Genomic DNA, 22,394 nt, shown 5'->3' with positions numbered 1-22,394 from the left:
GGTGAAGCGGTCGAAGCAGCGCAGCAGTTGTCAGCCAGTTCTCAGCAGCCGATGGGGGCCGACGCAGTCAGCCGGTCCTCATGCCGATCCAATGGAGACAGGACGTGTCCCGTCAGGTGTTCCTCTACGACCCCCCGGACCGTTTCGTGGCCGGTACGGTCGGGTTGCCCGGGCGCCGTACCTTCTTCCTGCAGGCCTCCTCAGGACCCCGGGTGACCAGTGTGGCCCTGGAGAAGACCCAGGTCGCCGCGCTCGCCGAGCGCATGGACGAGCTCCTCGACGAGGTGGTGAGGCGGACCGGTGGCAGCGCGCCCGTCCCGGCCATGGCCCCGGCCGAGGTGTCCGACACCGCCCCCCTCGACACCCCCGTGGAGGAGGAGTTCCGGGTCGGCACCATGGCGCTGGCCTGGGACAGTGACGAACAGCGCATGATCGTCGAGGCGCAGGCCCTCGTGGAGCTCGATGCGGACTCCGACGAGGATCTCGCCGAGGCCGAGGAGCGGCTGCTCCAGGACGAGGAGAACGGTCCGCCGATGCTCCGGGTCCGGCTCACCGGCGCGCAGGCCCGGTCCTTCGCCAAGCGCGCCCTCGACGTCGTCAACGCCGGCCGGCCGCCGTGCCCGCTGTGCAGCCTGCCGCTCGACCCGGAAGGACACGTATGTCCGCGCCAGAACGGATACCGCCGCGGAGCGTGACCACGGCCGAACTGCTCGCCCAGGGCGAGCTGAAGGTGCGCGGACGGATCCGTGAGGCCTCGAACGCGGTGCTGTACTGCTCCGTGTCGTACGACGGCCGGGAGGCGTTCTGCGTCTACAAGCCGGTCGCGGGGGAGCGGCCCCTGTGGGACTTCCCGGACGGCACGCTGGCGCAGCGCGAGGTCGCCGCGTACGAGGTGTCCGAGGCGACCGGGTGGGGGCTCGTGCCGACCACCGTGCTGCGCGACGGGCCGTACGGCGAAGGCATGTGCCAGCTGTGGATCGAGGCGTTGCCCGATGCCTCGCCCGAGTCCGAGCTGCTCGCCCTCGTCGACGGGGAGGAGCCCGGGGAGGGCTGGAAGGCGATCGGGTTCGCCGAGGTCGGTGAGGGGCAGACGGCGTTGCTGGTGCACGCCGACGACGTGCGGTTGCGGCGACTCGCCGTGCTCGACGCGGTGATCAACAACGCGGATCGCAAGGGCGGGCATCTGCTCCCCGGCCGCGAGGGGCGTCTGTACGGCATCGACCATGGGGTCACCTTCAACGCCGAGAACAAACTGCGGACGTTGTTGTGGGGGTGGGCGGGGGAGTCGCTGACACCGGAGGCGGTGGACGTGCTCGGGTCCCTGCGGGACGGCTTGGCGCCGGGCGGGCCGCTCGCCACTCGGCTGGCCGAACTCATCACGGCGGCCGAGGTCGACGCGACGCGGGCCCGTGTCTCGGCTCTGCTCGCCGCCGGCAAGCACCCGGAGCCGAGCGGGGAGTGGCCCGCGATTCCGTGGCCACCGGTGTGAGGGCACCCCGCGCGGGGGTTTCCGTCGGGGTGGGCATGCCTACGACAGCCGTCGGGGCCGGCATGCCTACGACAGGTCTCGGGGGTGGGCATGCCTACGACAGGCGTCGGGGCCGGCATGCCTACGACAGGCGAAGTCATTTCGCAAGAGGGCCTTCCGAGCCATCAGGGCTGATCCGGTTCGTATACGGAACTTCCGTCCGGTTAGGCTCATGACATGCATGCCTGGCCCGCTTCTGAGGTCCCCGCCCTGCCTGGTGAGGGCCGCGACCTCCAGATCCACGACACCGCGACCGGGGGGCTCGTCACCCTCGACCCCGGTCCCGTCGCCCGTATCTACGTGTGCGGCATCACGCCGTACGACGCGACCCACATGGGTCACGCGGCGACCTACAACGCGTTCGACCTCGTTCAGCGCGTGTGGCTCGACACCAAGCGGCAGGTTCACTACGTCCAGAACGTGACCGACGTCGACGACCCGCTCCTGGAGCGGGCGAAGCGCGACGGCGTCGACTGGGTGGGACTCGCCGAGAAGGAGACCACCCTCTTCCGTGAGGACATGACCGCCCTGCGGATGCTGCCGCCGCAGCACTACATCGGCGCCGTCGAGGCGATACCCGGCATCGTCCCGCTCGTCGAGCGACTGCGGGACGCGGGAGCGGCGTACGAACTCGAAGGGGATGTGTACTTCTCCGTCGAGTCCGACCCGCACTTCGGGCAGGTGTCCAACCTGGACGCCGCCGCCATGCGACTGCTCTCCGCCGAGCGCGGCGGCGACCCGGACCGTCCGGGCAAGAAGAACGCGCTGGACCCGATGCTCTGGATGGCCGCCAGGGAGGGCGAACCCAGTTGGGACGGGGGCTCGCTCGGGCGCGGCCGGCCCGGCTGGCACATCGAGTGCGTGGCCATCGCCCTCGACCACCTGGGCATGGGCTTCGACGTCCAGGGCGGCGGCTCCGACCTCGCCTTCCCGCACCACGAGATGGGCGCCTCGCACGCCCAGGTGCTGACCGGCGAGTTCCCGATGGCCAAGGCGTACGTCCACGCCGGCATGGTCGCCCTCAACGGCGAGAAGATGTCGAAGTCCAAGGGCAATCTCGTCTTCGTGTCCGCGCTCCGGCGCGACGGCGTCGACCCGGCCGCCATACGGCTCGCGCTGCTCGCCCACCACTACCGGGCCGACTGGGAGTGGACGGACTCCGTCCTTCAGGACGCGGTCGCGCGCCTGGCGGACTGGCGGGCGGCGGTGTCGCGGCCCGACGGCCCGTCCGCCGACGCGCTCGTCGAGGAGATCCGCGACGCTCTCGCCGACGACCTGGACGCGCCGGCGGCGCTGGCCGCGGTCGACCGCTGGGCGGCGCTCCAGCACGGGACGGGCGGGACGGACGAGGGCGCCCCCGGCGTCGTCTCGCGTGCCGTGGACGCCCTCCTGGGCGTGGCCCTGTAGTACTTCCCCGCACGTGAGGGCGCCGGGCGGTCTGCCGCCCGGCGCCCCTTCGCTCTCAGAGCGTCACTTGTTCACGATGACGGCCTGCACGGCGTTGCTGTTGGCGTCGTAGACGCCGATGACCTGCTGCCCGTAGGCGAAGGCCTGCTGGACCTCGTCGTGGGTCAGCTGGTTGGGGTTCACCAGGGGCCGCCAGGCGTTGTCGATGAACAGGTAGAGGATCGACGGCTGGCCCGGGAGGGGGGTGACCACGTCCCAGAAGTGCTGGGCGATCCCGCTCGTCAGGGCCTGCGCCTGCTGCTGTTGCTGCTGCCCGCCGAGCTGCTGGAGCAGCTGCTGGAACGGCTGCTGCTGGCCCATCTGCTGGAGCTGCTGCTGCAGGTGCTGGGGAATCTGCTGCTGCGGCATCTGCATCTGCTGCTGCGGCACCTGCTGCTGGCCGAACGGCTGGGGCATCTGCTGCTGCCCGAACGGCTGCTGCATCTGCTGCCCGAACTGCTGGGGCGGTGCCGTGCTCGGACCCTGCTGATGCCCGTGCTGGTTGCCTTGCTGCTGACTCATCTGCGGGGTGGTGCTCATACGGGTGCCACCTTCCGTGAATCATCGAGTCGTTGACTCTTCGGGTACGTCCTCGGACAGGTCTCGGGCAGCTCTCGGGCAGGTCTCGGACACGTCAGCCCGTGACCACCAGGCCGACGATCTCGTCGTCCGAGAAGCAGACACGTACGTCGGGCCGTCCTCCGGCGAAGGCGGAGTGCACCGCCTGGCGGATCTCGGGGGACGGGTGGTTGAGGTTGCGCCAGGCGCCGGCCACGTACAGCCGGAGCCTGGGCGGGAGTTCGCGCGGATACGGCAGCAGCTCGTCCCAGTACCGTTCGGCCTGGCCCGAGCCGACCGCCTCCGGCAGCAGCCGGGTGACCGCCGCCTTGATGTCCGGCCGGTTGCCGATCCGCTGGGAGGCGGGCCGGCCCGGCGCGTCCTGCTGCGGGGAACCCGTGGCCCGCAGCACCGCGCGGGCACGCTCCGGGGACATCGGTTCCTGGGCCGCCGCCTTGAGCATGCCTTGCAGCGCGGCCAGGGCGCCGACCACCACCGGGGAGGCGGAGGAGGTCCCGGAGAACGTGTCCGTGTACCAGCCGATCTCCTCGGCACCGCCCTGCAGGTCGCCGGGCCGGTCCCAGAAGCCACCGGTGGTCGTCACCTCGCGTCCCCAGCCCTGCGCGTCCACGCGCGCCCCGTAGTTGGAGAACGCGAGCCGTGAACGGTCCGGACCGTGGTCGCGGCCGTGCGTGCCGGGCGGCGGTGCGCCCGCGCCGACCAGGACCGCGCCGGAGGACTGGTTGGAGGGGTTGAAGGGGTTGCGCCACCACTCGGGGAACTCGGCGGGGCGGCGCTCGTACACCGCGTCGTCGAGTGACTCGGCGCCGTTGCCCGCGGCCGCCACGACGATGATCCCCTTGGTGGTCGCGTACCGGATGGCCGCGAAGTTGTCCGGCCACCACTCGATGGCGATGTAGCCCTGCTGGTCGTCGCGCTGTTCGAAGTCGAACCGCGGCCCTGGAGCGTGCAGTTCGATCAGGAGGATGTCACCGGGGCCGAGCCGGTCGGCCGCCGCGTGGATCGCGGCCGCCGTGCCGATGCCCTGGAAGGAGGCGGCCGCGGTGACGGCGTCCGGCACGATGCCGGTGATGCCGCACTCGTCGCGGTCGCCGCCGATCACCCCGATGACGGCGGTACCGTGATTGCGCCAGGCGAGGTCCGTCAGCGGGGTGCCCACGACCACGCCCGCGAGTTTCGCGGCGAGGTCCTCGTGCCCGAGCTGCCAGGCCCCCTCCACATCGATCACCGTCACGCCCTGGCCCGCGCCGCCCGGCCGCTGCCAGGCCCAGTACGCGTCGATGCCCTCGGGCGCCGGGCGCAGATAGCCCTGGCGGCTGGTGAAGTCGGGGGTGACGGGCGCCCCTTCCTTGAGCCGCCGGTTGTCGTCCGAGCTCTCCGCGCTGTCCGAGGTGCGCCCGACCGACCCCACCGAGGCGGGGACGGCGCCGGGCTTCACGTACGCCGTGTCGATCTCGGGCAGCGCGGCGATCCGTGAGCGCAGTTCCTGGGCGCGGCTCTCGATGCCGCGCACCCGGTAGAAGAGCGCGAGGTCGGGGCCGCTCTCGGTGCCCGCGGCCGCGGACTGGTGCGCCTGCCGCGACTGCTGGAGTCGCTCCTCGCTGCCGAACAGCGGTTCCAGGGCGAGCTGTTCGTCGCTGAGGAACATGTTGAGGGCCGAGACGTCGGCGCCCACCGCCGAGCGGACGCCGTCGGCACGGGCGCGCAGCCGCGCCTCGGGGCGTGCGACGACGATCAGCTCCTGCTCGGCTCCTCGATAGGTGAATCCCGCTCCGTCGGGGCCAGGCCCGGACGTTCCCGGGCCGTGCGCCGGCTGCTGTGCCTGGTCGGTCATCGCGTGCCGCTCCCTTCGGTCCGTGCGGGGGCGCGGTGCGGTCCGTCGGTTCAGTCCGCTCGTACGGTCCGTCAGTTCGGTCCGTCAGTTCGGTCCGTCAGTTCGGTCCGTCAGTTCGGTCCGTCCGTACGGTCCGTCAGGTCCGTACCCACGGTCCGTTCGTGGGCTCCGCCGCGCCGTCGGGGCACAACCTGGCACGCGTACGCCGAGTCGTCCACCCCGTCTTCGCCAACTCGGTTTGAAAACAAGTTGAATGGGGAAACCTGTGCAATCCGACGTGAAACAGATGTCACGCACGAATCCGGCCAAAGCCTTCTGAGGCGCGTGTCATGTGCCGGTGTGGCAGCGGCGGTCGGTACGGGTGACCACGGCTGTGGGCGCACACGACCGAGGGGCGGTGCGCGTGTGCGCACCGCCCCTGCTGACGTCAGTCCTTCGCGGTCGTTCTCAGTCCTCCGACGAGTCCTGCGAAGGGTCCTCCGTCGCGTCCTGCGACGAGTCGTCGGACGAGTCCTCCGGGGTGTCCGCCGGCCCCTCGGTGTCGTCGGCGGCATCCGACTCCGGCCGCTGCGGCATCGGCGGACGGGTCCGCCCGCCCGGGCTGTCGCGGAGATACGGGGCGGAGTCACCGCTCTCCGTCGCGTGACCGCCGGCCGCCGGCCCCTGCCCGGGGCCCGTCGCCGGACCGCTGCCGTCCCGTCGCCGCAGATAGCGCTCGAACTCGCGGGCGATCGCCTCGCCCGACGCCTCCGGCAGCTCGGCGGTGTCCCGGGCCTCCTCCAGCGTCTGCACGTACTCGGCGACCTCGCTGTCCTCGGCGGCCAGCTGGTCCACGCCCAGCTGCCAGGCCCGCGCGTCCTCGGGCAGCTCGCCCAGCGGGATGCGCAGGTCGATGAGGTCCTCCAGGCGGTTGAGGAGGGCCAGCGTCGCCTTCGGGTTCGGCGGCTGCGACACGTAGTGCGGTACGGCCGCCCACAGGGACACGGCCGGTACGCCGGCGTGTGTGCACGCCTCCTGGAGGATGCCGACGATGCCCGTGGGGCCCTCGTACTTGGTCTCCTCCAGGTCCATGGTGCGGGCCAGGTCCGGGTCGGACGTGACCCCGCTGACCGGCACCGGACGGGTGTGCGGGGTGTCACCGAGCAGGGCGCCCAGGATCACCACCAGCTCGACCCCCAGCTCGTGCGCGAAGCCGAGCAGCTCGTTGCAGAACGAGCGCCAGCGCATCGACGGCTCGATGCCCCTGACCAGCACCAGGTCGCGCGGCTTCTCGCCGCCGACCCGGACCACCGACAGCCGGGTGGTCGGCCAGGTGATCTTGCGTACGCCGCCGTCCAGCCACACGGTGGGGCGGTTCACCTGGAAGTCGTAGTAGTCCTCGGCGTCCAGCGCCGCGAACACCTCGCCCTTCCATTCCCTGTCCAGATGCGCGACCGCGGTGGAGGCGGCGTCGCCGGCGTCGTTCCAGCCCTCGAACGCGGCCACCATGACTGGGTCGATCAGCTCGGGAACCCCCTCCAGCTCGATCACCCAGCGCCTCCTTCCGACGTGCCCTCGCGTACGTCCCAACCTTACGGCGTGCCGAGGGGGCCTCCGCAGCCCCCTTGCACGGGGGAGTGAACGGATCACTGCCCCGCCGAGAGGCCGGAAACACTCGTGACCGCCACCCTGACCCACCCCCCCAGCCATCCGAGCTGTCCGGCGAGGGGCACGCGGGAACGAGACCGTCACCGGAACCCGGGTCCCGCAGCGGCGAGTCCTACAGCGTCGAGCGCAGCCACTGCTCGACGCTCGCGATGTGCACGGTGGCCCAGGACCGGGCCGCCTCCGCGTCGCGGTCGCGCAGGGCGGAGAGGATCGCGCGGTGCTCGTGCAGGGTGCGGCTGACCGCGTCCTCCTGGGTCAGACCGCGCCAGATCCGGGCCCGGGTGGTGGGCCCGGAGAGACCGTCGAGCAGGGAGCAGAGCACGGAGTTCCCGGATGACCGCACGATGCCCCGGTGGAACTCCAGGTCGCCGGCGACGAGTTCCTCCACCGAGGGCGCGGCACCGAGCGCGTCCAACTGGGCGGTCAGCGCGTCCAGTTGCTGCTCGCTGATCCGCGAGGCCGCCATCGCCGTGGCGGCGGGCTCCAGGATCCGGCGCACCGCGAGGAATTCCAGCACCGTGTCGTCGCGGTGGAAGTCGACGACGAAGCTCAGTGCCTCCAGCAGGAGTTGGGGATCCAGACTGGTGACGTACGTGCCGTCGCCCTGGCGCACGTCCAGGATGCGGATGAGCGACAAGGCCCGCACGGCCTCGCGCAGGGAGTTCCGGGAGAGCCCGAGTTCGGAGGCGAGCTCGCTCTCCTTGGGCAGCCGGTCGCCGGGGCGCAGTGAGCCGGAGACGATCATTCCCTTGATCTTCTCGATCGCCTCGTCGGTGACTGCCATGGCGGGGCCTCCCTGTCGCTCGGACTGTCGCTCAGACATCCGATCTCTCAGCCCATTATGAGGGGCGGCGGGCTGAGCAGGGCACGGAATCCGATCCCGGTTCAGACGAGTGCTTCCAGGTCGGCGAGGGCGGCCGCCTCGTCGAGCGTGGTGAGTGCCCGGTCCCGCATCAGGATCCGCCCGTCGACGACCGTGTCCCGTACGTCGGCCGAGTGCGCGGCGTACGCGAGGGTGGACCACGGGTCGTGCAGGGGACGCAGATGGGGCGCGTTCAGGTCGAGCACGATCAGGTCGGCGCGCTTGCCCGGCTCCAGCGAGCCCAGGTGGTCGCCGAGCCCCAGCGCGCGGGCGCCCTCCAAGGTCGCCATGCGGACCGCCTGTTCGGCGCCGACCGCGGTGGGATCGCCGGCCGCCTTGTGGACGAGCGCCGCCTGCCGCACCGCGCCCAGCACGTCCAGGGTGTTGGAACTCACCGCGCCGTCCGTGCCCAGCCCGACCGTCACACCGGCGCTGAGCAGCCGCGGCACCGGCGCGATCCCGCAGCCGAGCTTCAGATTGGAGACCGGACAGTGCGCGACCGACGTACCGGTGCGGGCCAGGGCCGCGACCTCGGGACCGGTCAGGTCCACGGCGTGCGCGAGCAGCACATCGGGGCCGAGCAGCCCGAGCGAGTCGAGCAGCTCCACCGGGCGCCTGCCGTGACGGACCTCGACGGTGGCTACCTCGGTCGCGTTCTCCGCCGCGTGGAGGTGCAGCAGCGCGCCGAACTCCCGGGCCAGCGCGCCGATGTCGGTGAGCTGGTCGGGCGAGAGCGTGTACGTCGAGTGGGCGAACAGCACGGGACGGGTGCCGGGCCGCGTCGACACCCGATCGGCCAGGTCGCGGCGGGCCCACTCCAGCCGGTCCTCGTACGCGATGCCGTCCGCCGGGTCGGGTACGTCCATGAAGGTCGGCCCGGTGTGCAACCGCCAGCCCGCCTCACGCGCGACCCGCTCGGCCGCCTCGTGGAACCAGTACATGTCGAGTGCCGACGTCACCCCGGCCCGTACGCTCTCCGCGACCGCGACCCGCACCGCCGCGGCCACGTTCTTCGCCGACAGCAGCTCGGCCTCCCAGCGCACCACCCGCTCCAGGAAGCCCTGGAGAGTGACGTCGTCGGCGCGGCCGCGCAGCAGCGTCATCGCCAGGTGGGTATGGGTGTTGACGAGGCCGGGGAGGACGAGCGACCCCGTCGCGTCGAGGGTGTCGGCGGCCGCGTACCGCCGACGCAGCTCCTCCGTGGGGCCCACGGCGACGATCTCGCCGTCGCGGACGGCGACCGCGCCGGAGCGTACGAAGGTCCCGGCCTCGTCGACCGTCAGGACGTCCCCGCCGTGGACCAGCAGATCGGCGCGCTCGCTCATCCGGCGTACTCCTCGTGCCCCTCGGCCAGCAGGCGCAGCGCCTCCAGCGAGACCACCGCGCCGCGCTGCACGCCCGCCGCGACGACATCGCGGTGCGGGTTGTAGCCACCTGTCGAGAAAGGTGACCCCTCGTCGACCAGTTCATCGGCGTTCGCGCCGTCGATCACGAGCACGCCGCCCGCGACCAGACCGCGCAGCGACGCCGTGACCAGCAGCGCCGACAGCTCCATCTCGATCGCCGCGAGCCCCGCGTCGTCGTACGCGGTGAGCGGGATGAGGCCCGGCTGGAAGGCGGCCCGGGTCCAGACGAGGCCGCGGTGGTACGGGGCGTCGGCGGCGCGGGCCGCGCGCTGGAGGGCGAACACCGCCTCGGGGGAGGAGACCGCCGGGTATTCGGGCGGCAGCAGCTGCTGGGTCACGCCGTCGTCCCGTACCGCCGCCTCCGCGATGACGAGGTCGCCGTCACCGATGCCGGAGCGCATCGCGCCCGCCGTGCCGAACCGCAGAAGGGTCGTGACGCCCGCGTCGGCCAGCTCCTGGAAGAGCAGGATCGCGCCCGGCGCGCCGACCCCGTGCGAGGCGACGGTGACCGGCACACCCTTCCAACTCCCGCTGAATACACGGTATTCGCGGTGGTACGACACCTCCTCGGCCCCGTCCAGCAGCGCGGCGACGGCCGCGGCGCGCGCCGGGTCGCCGACGACCAGCGCGTACGGTGCGAGGCCGGCGCGGGGTATGCGGGTGACCGGAAGCAGGCGGTCCTGGGTCATGAGGCGGCTCCAGCGGGGCGGTTACGGCGACGGCGGCGGGCCGTCGTGAGGAAGAGGGCGCCGAGCGTGACGACGTACGGCGGCTGCGTCGGTCGCCTGCTGCGGCAGACCGAGTCCTTGCATACGGAAGCCCGCGGCCTCGGCGAGGCCGAAGAGCAGCGCGGCGAGCAGCACGCCGAGCGGCAGGGCGCGGCCGAGCATGACGGCGACGACGGCGATCCAGCCGCGGCCCGCCGTCATGTTCTCGGAGAACAACGTGACGTTCCCGAGGGCGAGTTGCGCTCCCGCGAGACCGCACAGCACGCCCGAGACGAGCACGGCCGCGTACTGGTACCTGGCCGGGCGGACCCCGAGGGTCGCCGCCGCCCGCGGTGCCTCGCCGACTCCGCGCAGGCGCAGTCCCCACACGTGCCGGGAGAGCATCAGCGCGGCCACTCCGACCGCCGCCCACGCCACATAGGCGAGCGGCGAGAAGCCACCGAGCAACGGCAGACCTGCCAGTGACGGATCGTCGAAAGTGCCCTGCACACCGAAGACCGTACGCAACAGGAAGCTGGTCAGGCCGACGGCGAGGAGGTTTGGCGGGAGAACGGCGACGGCCCGTGATGCGCGGGCGGCGGAAGAACCGGTGGTCAGCCGCGACACGCCGCGCCGGTACAGCGTCGCATCGCTGTCGCGCCTGGTGTCGTCATCGGAAGCCTCGCTGTGCCGGGTCGTGCGGCGATGGTGACTCCCGGCCCGCGGTCGGCCGAGTGTGACGACGTGGTTGTCTCAACGAGCGAGAAGCACGGTCCAGAATTCTGACGAGGTCCCTCACTCCCACAGGGTGGAGGGCGCCTCCCGGCGTACCACCGGCGCGATCTCCTCCGAGAACCGCCGCAACGTCTCGATCTGCTCGCCCGTCGACTGGCCGAAGGCGTCCACGGTGATCGACTGGAGGTCGTGCCGGTACACCTCGTGGTACCCGAGGATCTTGTCGATGATCTGCTGCGGGGACCCGATGAGCTGCGGGCCGTCCGCGATCGCGTCCTCGATCGTCCGGAACGGCGTGTTGTAGCCCGCCTTGCCCTCCAGATGCGGCCGGAACGACTGCCGCACCCTCGCCTCGTACAGATCCTTGTACCGGCTTACGGCCTGCGCGTGGGAGTCCGCGATGAGCAGCCCGCCCGAGCCCGCCGCGACATGGGCGTGCGCCGGATCGTGTCCGTACGCCTCGAACCGTTCCCGGTAGTGGTCGATCAGCTTGGCGTAGGCGGCGCGCGGCTGGATGGCGTTGGCAGTGAACAGCGGATCGCCGTGCTTCGCCGCCAGCTCGGGCGAGTTGAGGGAGGTCGCCGAGCCGTGCCACACGCGCGGCGGCCCGTCGTACGGCCGTGGGACGGTGGTCACGTTCTTCAGGGGAGCCCGGAACTCCCCCTCCCAGTCCACGTTCTCCTCCCTCCACAGCCGGCGCAGCAGCTCGTACTTCTCCTTCTGCAGGTCCCACTGCCGCTCCTCCTCCAGCCCGAAGAGGTCGAAGTGCCCCGCCTCCGCGCCCTTGCCGACGACCAACTCGATCCGGCCACGCGAGAGTTGATCGAGCGTCGCATAGTCCTCCGCGACCCGCACCGGGTCGAGAATCGCGACGACGGTGACGCCGGTGAGCAGCTTGATACGGCTGGTCCGGGCGGCCAGCGCTCCCAGCACCACGGTCGGCGAGGACGACAGAAACGCCCCCGCATGCCGCTCGCCCACCGCGTAGGCGTCATAACCGAGCAGCTCCGCCGCCACCCCGACGTCGACCACCTCGGCCAACCGGTCGGCGGCGGAGGGAAGTTCACCGGTCAGCGGATGCGGAGTGTGGCCGATGATGGAGAGCACCTGAAACTTCATAACGTCCCTTCGGGAGATCTCAGCCCGTCCGGCGTCCGAGGACGAGGCGGTCCAGGCCGATAAGCGGGGGTTCTGGGAGCGGCAGCTCCCAGGTACGGGACGGGCAGGGGCGGAGGGGGGCGAGGAACGCTTCCCTCATCCCCACTTGTGCCAGGCCCGAGCCAGCAACTCATAGGAGCGGACCCGGTCGGCGTGATCGTGCGTGATCGTGGTGATGACCAGCTCGTCGGCGCCCGTCGCCCGCCGCAGCGCGCGCAACCGCTCGACCACCGTCTCCGCCGCTCCCACGAACTGCGTGTCGACCCGGTCGCCCACCAACGCCCGCTCCTCCTCCGTCCACGGATACGCGGACGCCTCCTCGGGCGTGGGGAACGGAATGGCTCCCTCGCCGCTGCGGATGGACCGCACCCAGGGCGCGTACCCGGCGGCCAGCCGCCGCGCCGTCTCGTCGTCCGGCCCCACCACGACATCGGCGGACACGGCGACATAGGGCTCGGCGAGCGCCCACGACGGCCGGAACGCCTGCCGGTAGGCCGTCACCGCTTCCACGACCGAAGACGGCGAGACGTGGTAGTTCGCCGCGAACGGCAGCCCGCGCGCTCCGGCCACCTCGGCGCTCTCACCGGCGCTGCTGCCCAGCACCCACACGTCGACGTCCGCTCCCGCGCCGGGCACCGGACGCGCCTCGGTCCCGTCCTCGTCGGCGTACGTCCCGGCCAGCAGTGCCAGAATGTCGGCGACCTGCTCCTCGTACGCCGGAGCCTCGGCACCCGGCTGCTGCAACAGGCTCAACTGGAGCCGGAAGCGCGGGGACTGGAGGAGCTGCGCGAAGCCGGTGAAGCGGGGCGGCAGATACAGACCCTCGTCCGTGAAGGTGCCCTGCCCCGGACCGGCCGCCGCGGGAGCCTTCCTGGGCCGCCCCGACCGCCCGAGCCCCAGATCGATCCGCCCCGGAAACAACGCGTCCAGGATCCCGAACTGCTCCACGACCGACAGCGGCGTCTGATGGCCGAGCAGCACCGCACCCGATCCGACCCGGATCTCCCGGGTCGCCTGGGCCACGGCCTGGATCACCAGCGCGGGCACCGAACTGACCACACCGGGATTGAGATGATGCTCGGCCACCCAATAGCGGCGATAGCCGAACTCCTCGGCGGCACGCGCCAGGTCGACAGTGTTGCGCAGCGCGGCCGGAGCGTCGGAGCCGGAGGAGACGGGCACCAGATCGAGCACGGAGAGGGGAACCGGAGGCATCCCCCCACTCTCGCTCCGGGACATTGCGGGCGTATGTACGCGGTATGGCAGCGTGCGGGAAGCGCGTGGGGAAGTACCTTCCCCACGCGCCCGAACAGGCGGAAGGGGCGGCTCCCCCCCCGTGGGAGCCGCCCCTTGAGCAATCGCCGGGCCTACTTCTTCGATCTCCGTCGATCTGCGTGGATCTCCGTCGATCTTCTTCGATCGCCCTGCCTACTTCTTGTCGAGCAGATCCTGCACCGTGCCCCGCACCTCGTCCGTGGCGAGACCGCGGATCGTCAGCGTCGTACGCCGGCGCAGCACGTCGTCCGCCGTCTCGGCCCACTCGTTGTCCCGGGCGTAGACGACCTGGGCCAGGATCTCCGGAGCGTCCGGGTGGACGCGCTCGGCGAGCTCAGGGTTCTCGTTGGCGAGGCGCGCGATGTCGAAGGCCAGCGAACCGTAGTGCGTCGCCAGGTGCTTGGCGGTGTCGGCCGCCATGCGCGGGCCGGGCGCCGGGCCGTCGACCAGCAGCCGGTGGGCGACCGCGCGCGGGTTGGCGACACCCGGCAGCGGGAGCTTCTTGGGCAGTTCGTCGATCGGCTCGAAGTCCTCGCCGAGCGGACGGCCCGGCAGCGACTCCAGCTTCTTCATGACCGTACGGCCGATGTGCCGGAAGGTGGTCCACTTGCCGCCCGCGACGGACAGCATGCCGCCACGGCCTTCCGTGACGACCGTCTCGCGCTTGGCCTTCGACGTGTCGCCGGGGCCGCCCGGCAGCACCCGCAGACCGGCGAAGGAGTACGTGATGAGGTCACGGGAGAGCTGCTGGTCCCGGATCGAGTACGCGGCCTCGTCCAGGATCTGGGCTATGTCCTTCTCGTTGACCGCGACGTCCGCCGGATCGCCCTCGTACTCCTCGTCGGTCGTGCCGAGCAGCAGCATGTCCTCCCAGGGGAGGGCGAAGGTGATCCGGTACTTGTCGATCGGGGTCGCGAGCGCGGCCTTCCAGGGGGCGGTGCGCTTGAGTACCAGGTGCGCGCCCTTGGAGAGGCGGATGGACGGAGCCGCGTTCGGGTCCTCCATCTTCCGCAGGTGGTCGACCCACGGGCCGGTGGCGTTGAGCACGAGACGCGCGTCGGCTCCGAACTCGTCGCCGGACAGCCGGTCGCGGAGATCGGCACCGGTGACCCGGCCCCGGGTGAAGCGCAGGCCGGTGACCTCGGCGTGGTTGAGGACGACGGCGCCCGCCTCGACGGCCGCGCGGACCGTCATCAGGGCCATCCGGGAATCGTTCATCTGGTCGTCGCCGTACACGGCCACGGCCTTCAGGTTGTCGGTGCGCAGCTCGGGCACGTCCTGCGCGGCCTTCGAGGGGCTCAGCAGATGACCCACGCCGTCGCCGAACGCCGACAGCGCGGAGTAGGCGAAGACGCCCGCCCCGAGCTTCGCCGCGCCGTGCGGCCCGCCCTTGTACACGGGGAGGTAGAACGTGAGCGGGTTCGCCAGGTGGGGGGCCACCTGACGGGAGACCGCACGGCGCTCGAAGTGGTTCTCCGCCACCAGCTTCACCGCGCCGGTCTGCAGGTAGCGCAGACCGCCGTGGAGAAGCTTGGAGGAGGCGGAAGAGGTGGCGCCGGCGAAGTCACCGGCGTCGACCAGGGCCACCCGCAGACCGGACTGCGCGGCGTGCCAGGCGGTGGAGATGCCCAGGATGCCGCCGCCGATCACGAGAAGGTCGTACGTCGCCCTGGAAAGCTGCTCCCGGGTCTCGGCGCGGCTCGGGTTGGAGCCGGAGGCCGGGTGCGTACCGAGGGCAGGCACGGTCTGCAGGGTGGACTGACTGGTCATGCTGGTCTTACTCCTCGTCCTCGATCCAGCCCATGGTCCGCTCGACGGCCTTGAGCCAGCTCTTGTACTCACGGTCGCGGGTCTCCGCGGCCATGTTCGGGGTCCACTCGGCGGCGCGGCGCCAGTTGGCGCGCAGGTCGTCGGTGTTGGTCCAGAAGCCGACGGCGAGACCGGCGGCGTAGGCGGCGCCGAGGCAGGTGGTCTCGGCGACCATCGGACGCACCACGGGAGCGTCCAGGACGTCGGCCAGGGTCTGCATCAGCAGGTTGTTGGAGGTCATGCCGCCGTCGACCTTGAGCGCCGTGAGCTCGACGCCGGAGTCCTTGGTCATGGCGTCGCTGACATCACGGGTCTGCCAGGCGGTGGCCTCGAGCACGGCGCGCGCGATGTGCGCCTTGGTGACGTACCGGGTGAGACCGGTGATCACACCGCGGGCGTCCGGGCGCCAGTACGGGGCGAACAGGCCGGAGAAGGCCGGCACGAAGTAGGCGCCGCCGTTGTCCTCGACCGAGGACGCGAGCGTCTCGATCTCGGCGGCGGACTTGATCAGGCCCATCTGGTCGCGCATCCACTGCACCAGCGAACCGGTGACGGCGATCGAGCCCTCCAGGGCGTACACCGGAGCCTGGTCACCGATGCGGTAGCCCACGGTGGTGAGCAGTCCGCTGTACGAGTTGATGATCTTGTCGCCGGTGTTCATCAGCATGAACGTGCCGGTTCCGTACGTGGACTTGGCCTCGCCCTCGGAGAAACAGGTCTGGCCGAACAGGGCCGCCTGCTGGTCGCCGAGCGCGGAGGCGACCGGGATGCCGCCGAGCAGCTCGCCGAGCGGGCCGCCGGTGACCTCGCCGTACACCTCCGCGGAGGAGCGGATCTCGGGCAGCATCGCCAGCGGGACGCCGATGGACTCGGCGATCTTCTCGTCCCATGCCAGGGTGTGCAGGTTCATCAGCATGGTGCGGGAGGCGTTGGTGACGTCGGTGACGTGCTTGCCGCCGTCGACACCGCCGGTCAGGTTCCAGATGACCCAGGTGTCCATGGTGCCGAAGAGGATGTCCCCGGCCTCGGCGCGCTCGCGCAGGCCCTCGACGTTGTCGAGCAGCCAGCGGGCCTTCGGGCCGGCGAAGTACGAGGCGAGCGGCAGGCCGGTCTCGCGGCGGAAGCGGTCCTGGCCGACGTTGCGGCCGAGCTCCTTGCAGAGCGCGTCGGTGCGGGTGTCCTGCCACACGAGGGCGTTGTGGACCGGCTCGCCGGTGTTCTTGTCCCAGAGCAGCGTGGTCTCACGCTGGTTGGTGATGCCGATGGCCTTGATGTCGTCGCGGGTGATGCCGGCCTTCTCGATGGCCCCGGCGACGACCTCCTGGACGTTGGTCCAGATCTCGGCGGCGTCGTGCTCGACCCAGCCCGGCTTCGGGAAGATCTGCTCGTGCTCCTTCTGGTCGACGGAGACGATGCGTCCGTCGCGGTCGAAGACGATGCAGCGGGACGAGGTCGTGCCCTGGTCGATCGCGGCGATGAAGGGACCTGCGGTGTGTGCGTCGGTCACGGTGTGCTCCTGAAAGTTCCGTATGAAGGGGCTGTATCCACGGCGCGGTGCTCTTGCTGTGAGCGAGGTGCTGACACGTGCTTAAGCGAAGGCGACGTTGTATATGCCTGCTGCGATCGCGCCGCCGATCAGCGGACCGACGACCGGGATCCAGGCGTAGCTCCAGTCGGAACCGCCCTTGTTGGGCAGGGGGAGCAGGGCGTGCACGATGCGCGGACCGAGGTCACGGGCCGGGTTGATCGCGTAGCCGGTGGGGCCACCGAGGGAGAGGCCGATGCTGACCACCACGAGCGCGGTGATCAGGGCGCCCAGGGTGCCCAGGCCGTTGCCGTTGTCGTTCAGGCCCTGGGTGAGGACCGCGAGGACGAGCACGACGGTGCCGATGATCTCGGTGGCGAGGTTCTGCACGGCGTTCCGGATCTCGGGGCCGGTGGAGAAGATGCCGAGCACGGGGCCGGCTCCGGTCTCCTGGGCCTCGACGGCCTTGGTCTTCGTGGCCTGCGCGCCCGGACCGCCGACGATCTCGCGGTCGGTGAGGTGCGCGTGGAACTGTCCGTAGTACGCCAGCCAGACCAGGGTGGCGCCGATCAGGGCGCCGAGCAGCTGACCGGCCCAGTAGGTGGCGACGTTGCTGAAGTCGTTGTCCTTGATCGCGAGCGCGAGCGTCACGGCCGGGTTGAGGTGCGCACCGGAAAGGGGTGCCGAGATGTAGACCGCGGTCAGTACCGCGAAGCCCCACCCGAAGGTGATGGCGAGCCATCCGGCGTTGCGCGCCTTGGAGGCCTTCAGCGTGACGGCGGCGCACACGCCACCGCCCAGCAGGATGAGTACGGCGGTACCGATGGTCTCGCCGATGAAGATGTCGGAGCTGGACACCCGCGACTCCTTTGTCCTTCGTCCAGGGGAAGCCGAACCCCGGGTCCCTCCGGTGGTTCGTGCTCTCAGGGAGAGAGAGCGATACGGCCCTTGGCGTTGCCACACTCTAGCGCGTATTGCCGGTAGGTGTTCGACAATGCCGACCGATGGACGGGAGTCTTGCCCTGGGGTTACCAGCTCGTCAAGGGTTCTGTTATCGAAAACACGATCGTTATTGATCGCTGTGTGCTATCGGCGAACCGTCGATCTTGAGACCCCCGTCGACGCCCCTCCCGAGGCCGTACGACAAGCCCGCACCGCAGGCGTACGACAAGCCTGTGCAGCGGGCGTGGAGCGAGCCTGTCCTGTGCCGCAGGCGTGGAGCAGCCTGTGCCGCGGGCGTACGACGAAGGCCGGGCGCCCTGAGCGTCCCGGCCTTCCCTCCCTCCTGCGAACGTGGAATCCGCGCCTCAGAACCGCCCGGCGCCCAGATCCCGCGACACCGCGCGGGCGCAGTCCCGTACCGCCGCGATCAGCTCCGGGCGCAGCTCCCCGTCCTTGCAGACCCGCTCCACGGCCCCGGTGATGCCGACCGCTCCGACCGGCATCCGCCGCCGGTTGTGGATGGGGGCGGCCACCGAGGCGACACCCGTCCAGGTCTCCTCGACGTCGTCCGCGTACCCGCGCGCGCGGGTCAGGTCGAGTACGCCCTCGAAGTCGTCCAGCACGCTGATCGTGCGCGGCGTGAATGCCTTCCGGTCGGCTTCCAGGACCTCGCTGTGCGCCACCGGGTCGTAGGCCGACAGCACCTTGCCCAGGGCCGTGGAGTGCAGTGGCTGCATGGCGCCGACCTCCAGGACCTGTCGGCTGTCGTCGGGCCGGAACACGTGGTGCACGATCAGTACGCCCTGCTGGTGCAGCACGCCCAGATACACGCTCTCGCCGCTGGAGCGGGCCAGGTCGTCGGTCCACACCAGGGCGCGCGCCCTCAGTTCGTGCACGTCGAGGTAGGTGGTGCCGAGCCGCAGCAGTTCGGCGCCCAGCTGATAGCGCCCGGAGGCCACGTCCTGCTCGACGAACCCCTCCTGCTGGAGTGTGCGCAGAATGCCGTGAGCCGTTCCCTTGGCCAGTCCCAGCGAGGAGGCGATGTCCGAGAGGCCGAGCTGTCGCTCGCCACCCGCGAGGAGCCGCAGCATCGCCGCCGCCCGTTCGAGCGACTGGATGTTCCGTGCCATCGCCGTGCTGCCTCCGTCCCCTTCGACCGTCGGCGTGCGACCTCACCGCCACCGTTCGGCAATGTCGAACACTACCGGTCGTTACCGACCTCTCGCCAATGGGTGGTCGCCACGTGTTTCGTTCGTCGCCACACGGCCGTCGCATGCGCCGCGCCCGTCCGTCCCGTGGACGCCCCTGACCCTTCGCGGGTGCTCCGGGCTACCCTGACGGCGTGCGCCTTCCATGGGAAGCGCAAAGCCGACAGCCGTCGCACTCCAGGGAGCACCTTCATGGCCTCGTTGCCGAACCCGTCCCTTTCGTCCGGTCTTTCCGAAGGCCGGGCGCGAACCGACGCACTCCGCCAAGCCCTCGCCACCCGAGTCGTGGTGGCCGACGGCGCGATGGGCACGATGCTCCAGGCGCAGGACCCGACGCTGGAGGACTTCGAGAACCTCGAAGGCTGCAACGAGATCCTGAACGTCACCCGCCCCGACATCGTCCGCTCCGTCCACGAGGCGTACTTCGAGGTCGGCGTCGACTGCGTCGAGACGAACACCTTCGGGGCGAACCACTCGGCGATGGCCGAGTACGACATCCCGGACCGCGTCCACGAACTCTCCGAGGCGGGCGCCCGCCTCGCCCGCGAGGTCGCCGACGAGTTCGGCGCCCGCGACGGCCGCCAGCGCTGGGTCCTCGGCTCCATCGGCCCCGGCACGAAGCTGCCGACGCTCGGCCATGTCTCCTACACCACGCTGCGCGACGGCTTCCAGGCGAACGCGGAAGGCCTGATCGCCGGCGGCGCGGACGCCCTGATCGTCGAGACCACCCAGGACCTGCTCCAGACGAAGTCCTCGGTCCTGGGCGCCCGGCGCGCCATGGAGGCGACCGGCGTCGAGATCCCCCTGCTGGTCTCGATGGCCTTCGAGACCACTGGCACCATGCTGCTCGGTTCCGAGATCGGAGCCGCGCTGACCGCGCTCGAGCCCCTCGGCATCGACATGATCGGCCTGAACTGCTCGACCGGCCCCGCGGAGATGAGCGAGCACCTGCGCTACCTCACCCGCCACTCCCGCATCCCGCTGCTGTGCATGCCGAACGCCGGTCTGCCGGTCCTGACCAAGGACGGCGCCCACTTCCCGCTCGGCCCCGAGGGACTGGCCGACGCGCAGGAGAACTTCGTACGCGACTACGGCCTCTCCCTCATCGGCGGCTGCTGCGGTACGACGCCCGAGCACCTGCGCCAGGTCGTCGAGCGCGTCAACGGGGTCACGCCCCCCGAGCGGCACCCGCAGCCCGAGCCCGGCGCGGCCTCCCTCTACCAGACCGTCCCGTTCCGTCAGGACACCGCCTATATGGCGATCGGCGAGCGCACCAACGCCAACGGGTCGAAGAAGTTCCGCGAGGCCATGCTGGACGGCCGCTGGGACGACTGCGTGGAGATGGCCCGCGACCAGATCCGCGAGGGCGCGCACATGCTCGACCTGTGCGTCGACTACGTGGGCCGCGACGGCGTCGCCGACATGGAGGAGCTGGCGGGACGTTTCGCCACCGCCTCCACCCTGCCGATCGTGCTCGACTCCACCGAGGTCGACGTCATCCGGGCCGGCCTGGAGAAGCTCGGCGGACGGGCGGTCATCAACTCGGTCAACTACGAGGACGGCGACGGCCCCGAGTCCCGGTTCGCCAAGGTCACCCGCCTGGCGCAGGAGCACGGCGCGGCGCTGATCGCGCTGACCATCGACGAGGAGGGCCAGGCCCGTACCGTCGAGACCAAGGTCGCCATTGCCGAACGGCTCATCGAGGACCTGACGACGAACTGGGGCATCCACGAGTCGGACATCCTCATCGACGCCCTGACCTTCACCATCTGCACCGGTCAGGAGGAGTCCCGCAAGGACGGCATCGCGACGATCGAGGCGATCCGCGAGCTCAAGCGCCGCCGTCCGGACGTGCAGACCACGCTGGGCCTGTCGAACATCTCCTTCGGCCTCAATCCGGCCGCCCGAATCCTGCTCAACTCGGTCTTCCTCGACGAGTGCGTCAAGGCGGGCCTGGACTCGGCGATCGTGCACGCCTCCAAGATCCTGCCGATCGCCCGCTTCGACGAGGAGCAGGTGCAGACGGCCCTGGACCTCATCTACGACCGTCGTGCCGAGGGCTACGACCCCCTCCAGAAGCTGATGGCCCTGTTCGAGGGCGCCACCACCAAGTCGCTGAAGGCGGGCAAGGCCGAGGAGCTGGCGGCGCTGCCGCTGGACGAGCGGCTCAAGCGGCGGATCATCGACGGCGAGAAGAACGGTCTGGAGGCCGACCTCGGTGCGGCGCTCCAGGACCGCCCCGCGCTCGACATCGTCAACGAGACCCTGCTGGACGGCATGAAGGTCGTCGGTGAGCTCTTCGGCTCCGGCCAGATGCAGTTGCCCTTCGTGCTCCAGTCCGCCGAGGTCATGAAGACGGCCGTCGCCTACCTCGAACCGCACATGGAGAAGTCCGACGCCGAGGGCAAGGGCACCATCGTGCTCGCCACCGTGCGCGGCGACGTCCACGACATCGGCAAGAACCTCGTCGACATCATCCTGTCCAACAACGGCTACAACGTCGTCAACCTCGGCATCAAGCAGCCGGTCTCCGCGATCCTGGACGCCGCCGAGGAGCACCGGGCCGACGTCATCGGCATGTCCGGACTCCTGGTCAAGTCAACGGTGATCATGAAGGAGAACCTGGAGGAGCTGAACCAGCGCGGACTGTCCGCCGACTACCCCGTCATCCTCGGCGGGGCGGCGCTGACCCGGGCGTACGTCGAGCAGGACCTGTACGAGATCTACCAGGGCGAGGTCCGCTACGCCCGGGACGCCTTCGAGGGCCTGCGCCTGATGGACGCGCTGATCGGCGTCAAGCGCGGCGTGCCGGGGGCCGTGCTCCCCGAGCTGAAGCAGCGCCGGGTGCGGGCCTCGGCCGACACGGTCGTCGAGGAGCGGCCCGAGGAGGGTCACGTCCGCTCCGACGTCGCCGTCGACAACCCGGTGCCGAAGCCGCCGTTCTGGGGCACCCGCGTCATCAAGGGCATCCAGCTCAAGGAGTACGCCTCCTGGCTGGACGAGGGCGCCCTGTTCAAGGGCCAGTGGGGTCTCAAGCAGGCGCGCACGGGGGACGGACCGACGTACGAGGAGCTGGTCGAGACCGAGGGCCGTCCGCGGCTGCGCGGGCTGCTGGACAAGCTCCAGACCGAGAACCTGCTGGAGGCGGCCGTGGTCTACGGCTACTTCCCGTGCGTGTCCAAGGACGACGACCTGATCCTGCTGGACGAGCAGGGCAACGAGCGCACCCGCTTCACCTTCCCGCGCCAGCGCCGCGGCCGCCGGCTGTGCCTGGCCGACTTCTTCCGTCCGGAGGAGTCCGGCGAGACCGACGTCGTCGGCCTCCAGGTCGTCACGGTCGGCTCCCGGATCGGCGAGGAGACCGCCAAGCTCTTCGAGTCGAACTCGTACCGCGACTACCTCGAACTGCACGGCCTGTCCGTGCAGTTGGCGGAGGCGCTGGCCGAGTACTGGCACGCGCGCGTCCGGTCCGAGCTGGGCTTCGCCGGTGAGGACCCGGCCGCGATCGAGGACATGTTCGACCTCAAGTACCGCGGCGCCCGCTTCTCGCTCGGCTACGGCGCCTGCCCCAACCTGGAGGACCGCGCCAAGATCGCCCGGCTCCTGGAGCCGGAGCGCATCGGGGTCCACCTCTCCGAGGAGTTCCAGCTCCACCCGGAGCAGTCCACGGACGCGATCGTGATCCATCACCCGGAGGCGAAGTACTTCAACGCACGGTGACGAGCGCTCACGG

16 protein-coding genes and 1 pseudogene are annotated in these 22,394 nt (G+C 70.7%); 4 read left to right on the top strand and 13 right to left on the bottom strand.

Translation table 11 applies throughout. From position 1 onward, the window contains the following. The first annotated feature begins 104 nt into the window (after positions 1–104). The 3 genes from ACFVXA_RS33965 to mshC all read left to right on the top strand — a co-directional run bounded on the left by ACFVXA_RS33965 (position 105) and on the right by mshC (position 2,935). Positions 105–695: a DUF3090 domain-containing protein gene (locus ACFVXA_RS33965; protein WP_383743017.1), complete on the top strand. Its 591-nt coding sequence runs from the start codon at positions 105–107 to the stop codon at positions 693–695. After that, complete coding sequence (locus ACFVXA_RS33960; RefSeq protein ID WP_384401640.1) at positions 659–1,489, top strand: SCO1664 family protein; 831 nt, start codon at positions 659–661, stop codon at positions 1,487–1,489. Before ACFVXA_RS33965 ends, ACFVXA_RS33960 begins: the two co-directional genes overlap by 37 nt. A gap of 216 nt (positions 1,490–1,705) precedes the next feature. After that, positions 1,706–2,935 carry a cysteine--1-D-myo-inosityl 2-amino-2-deoxy-alpha-D-glucopyranoside ligase gene (mshC, locus tag ACFVXA_RS33955; protein WP_383743023.1) on the top strand — a complete coding sequence of 410 codons (1,230 nt, stop codon included), beginning with the start codon at positions 1,706–1,708 and terminating at the stop codon, positions 2,933–2,935. A 63-nt stretch (positions 2,936–2,998) separates the two neighbouring features. Here the strand turns inward: mshC and ACFVXA_RS33950 are convergent, their stop codons facing one another. From ACFVXA_RS33950 to ACFVXA_RS33890, 13 genes and pseudogenes are all read right to left on the bottom strand, one after another. Further along, positions 2,999–3,514: a hypothetical protein gene (locus tag ACFVXA_RS33950; RefSeq protein ID WP_390028190.1), complete on the bottom strand. Its 516-nt coding sequence runs from the start codon at positions 3,512–3,514 to the stop codon at positions 2,999–3,001. 94 nt (positions 3,515–3,608) lie between these two features. Continuing rightward, on the bottom strand, positions 3,609–5,387 hold the full coding sequence (locus ACFVXA_RS33945) for a S8 family peptidase (RefSeq protein ID WP_390028188.1): 1,779 nt from the start codon (positions 5,385–5,387) through the stop codon (positions 3,609–3,611). Between the two features lie 447 nt (positions 5,388–5,834). After that, complete coding sequence (locus ACFVXA_RS33940; protein ID WP_384401634.1) at positions 5,835–6,917, bottom strand: PAC2 family protein; 1,083 nt, start codon at positions 6,915–6,917, stop codon at positions 5,835–5,837. 229 nt (positions 6,918–7,146) lie between these two features. Further along, positions 7,147–7,818 (bottom strand): FadR/GntR family transcriptional regulator, encoded by a 672-nt coding sequence (locus ACFVXA_RS33935; RefSeq protein ID WP_384401631.1) that lies wholly within the window; start codon positions 7,816–7,818, stop codon positions 7,147–7,149. A 101-nt stretch (positions 7,819–7,919) separates the two neighbouring features. Next, positions 7,920–9,221: an amidohydrolase gene (locus ACFVXA_RS33930; protein WP_390028186.1), complete on the bottom strand. Its 1,302-nt coding sequence runs from the start codon at positions 9,219–9,221 to the stop codon at positions 7,920–7,922. Beyond that, positions 9,218–9,991, bottom strand: a complete 774-nt coding sequence (locus ACFVXA_RS33925) for a nucleoside phosphorylase (protein WP_383907852.1) — start codon at positions 9,989–9,991, stop codon at positions 9,218–9,220. The genes ACFVXA_RS33930 and ACFVXA_RS33925 overlap by 4 nt, the downstream gene beginning before the upstream one ends. After that, positions 9,988–10,573: pseudogene (locus tag ACFVXA_RS33920) on the bottom strand (ABC transporter permease); the annotation flags it as partial. The gene ACFVXA_RS33925 and the pseudogene ACFVXA_RS33920, both read right to left, overlap by 4 nt. 231 nt (positions 10,574–10,804) lie before the next feature. Beyond that, positions 10,805–11,863 carry an LLM class flavin-dependent oxidoreductase gene (locus ACFVXA_RS33915; protein WP_390028184.1) on the bottom strand — a complete coding sequence of 353 codons (1,059 nt, stop codon included), beginning with the start codon at positions 11,861–11,863 and terminating at the stop codon, positions 10,805–10,807. A gap of 135 nt (positions 11,864–11,998) precedes the next feature. Then, complete coding sequence (locus tag ACFVXA_RS33910; RefSeq protein ID WP_390028182.1) at positions 11,999–13,117, bottom strand: LLM class flavin-dependent oxidoreductase; 1,119 nt, start codon at positions 13,115–13,117, stop codon at positions 11,999–12,001. A 213-nt stretch (positions 13,118–13,330) separates the two neighbouring features. Beyond that, the gene (locus ACFVXA_RS33905; RefSeq protein ID WP_362020605.1) at positions 13,331–14,947 is read right to left on the bottom strand and encodes a glycerol-3-phosphate dehydrogenase/oxidase; all 1,617 of its coding nucleotides are present in this window, start codon (positions 14,945–14,947) and stop codon (positions 13,331–13,333) included. Positions 14,948–14,954: 7 nt separating this feature from the next. Next, positions 14,955–16,493, bottom strand: coding sequence for a glycerol kinase GlpK (gene glpK, locus ACFVXA_RS33900; RefSeq protein ID WP_383743045.1), 1,539 nt, complete (start codon positions 16,491–16,493; stop codon positions 14,955–14,957). A gap of 81 nt (positions 16,494–16,574) precedes the next feature. Further along, positions 16,575–17,369 carry an MIP/aquaporin family protein gene (locus ACFVXA_RS33895; protein ID WP_362020611.1) on the bottom strand — a complete coding sequence of 265 codons (795 nt, stop codon included), beginning with the start codon at positions 17,367–17,369 and terminating at the stop codon, positions 16,575–16,577. Between the two features lie 449 nt (positions 17,370–17,818). Next, a complete protein-coding gene (locus tag ACFVXA_RS33890; RefSeq protein WP_383907857.1) occupies positions 17,819–18,583 on the bottom strand; it encodes an IclR family transcriptional regulator in 765 nt (254 codons plus the stop codon). A 270-nt stretch (positions 18,584–18,853) separates the two neighbouring features. Here ACFVXA_RS33890 and metH point away from each other — a divergent pair, with 270 nt between their 5' ends. Beyond that, positions 18,854–22,381, top strand: coding sequence for a methionine synthase (gene metH, locus ACFVXA_RS33885; RefSeq protein WP_362020618.1), 3,528 nt, complete (start codon positions 18,854–18,856; stop codon positions 22,379–22,381). The last annotated feature ends 13 nt before the right edge of the window (positions 22,382–22,394 follow it).

Source organism: Streptomyces sp. NPDC058246 (genome assembly GCF_042881985.1).
Classification (GTDB): domain Bacteria; phylum Actinomycetota; class Actinomycetes; order Streptomycetales; family Streptomycetaceae; genus Streptomyces.
The sequence above is the reverse complement of the archived record's forward strand: the minus strand, read 5'-3'. Positions and strand labels throughout refer to the sequence as shown.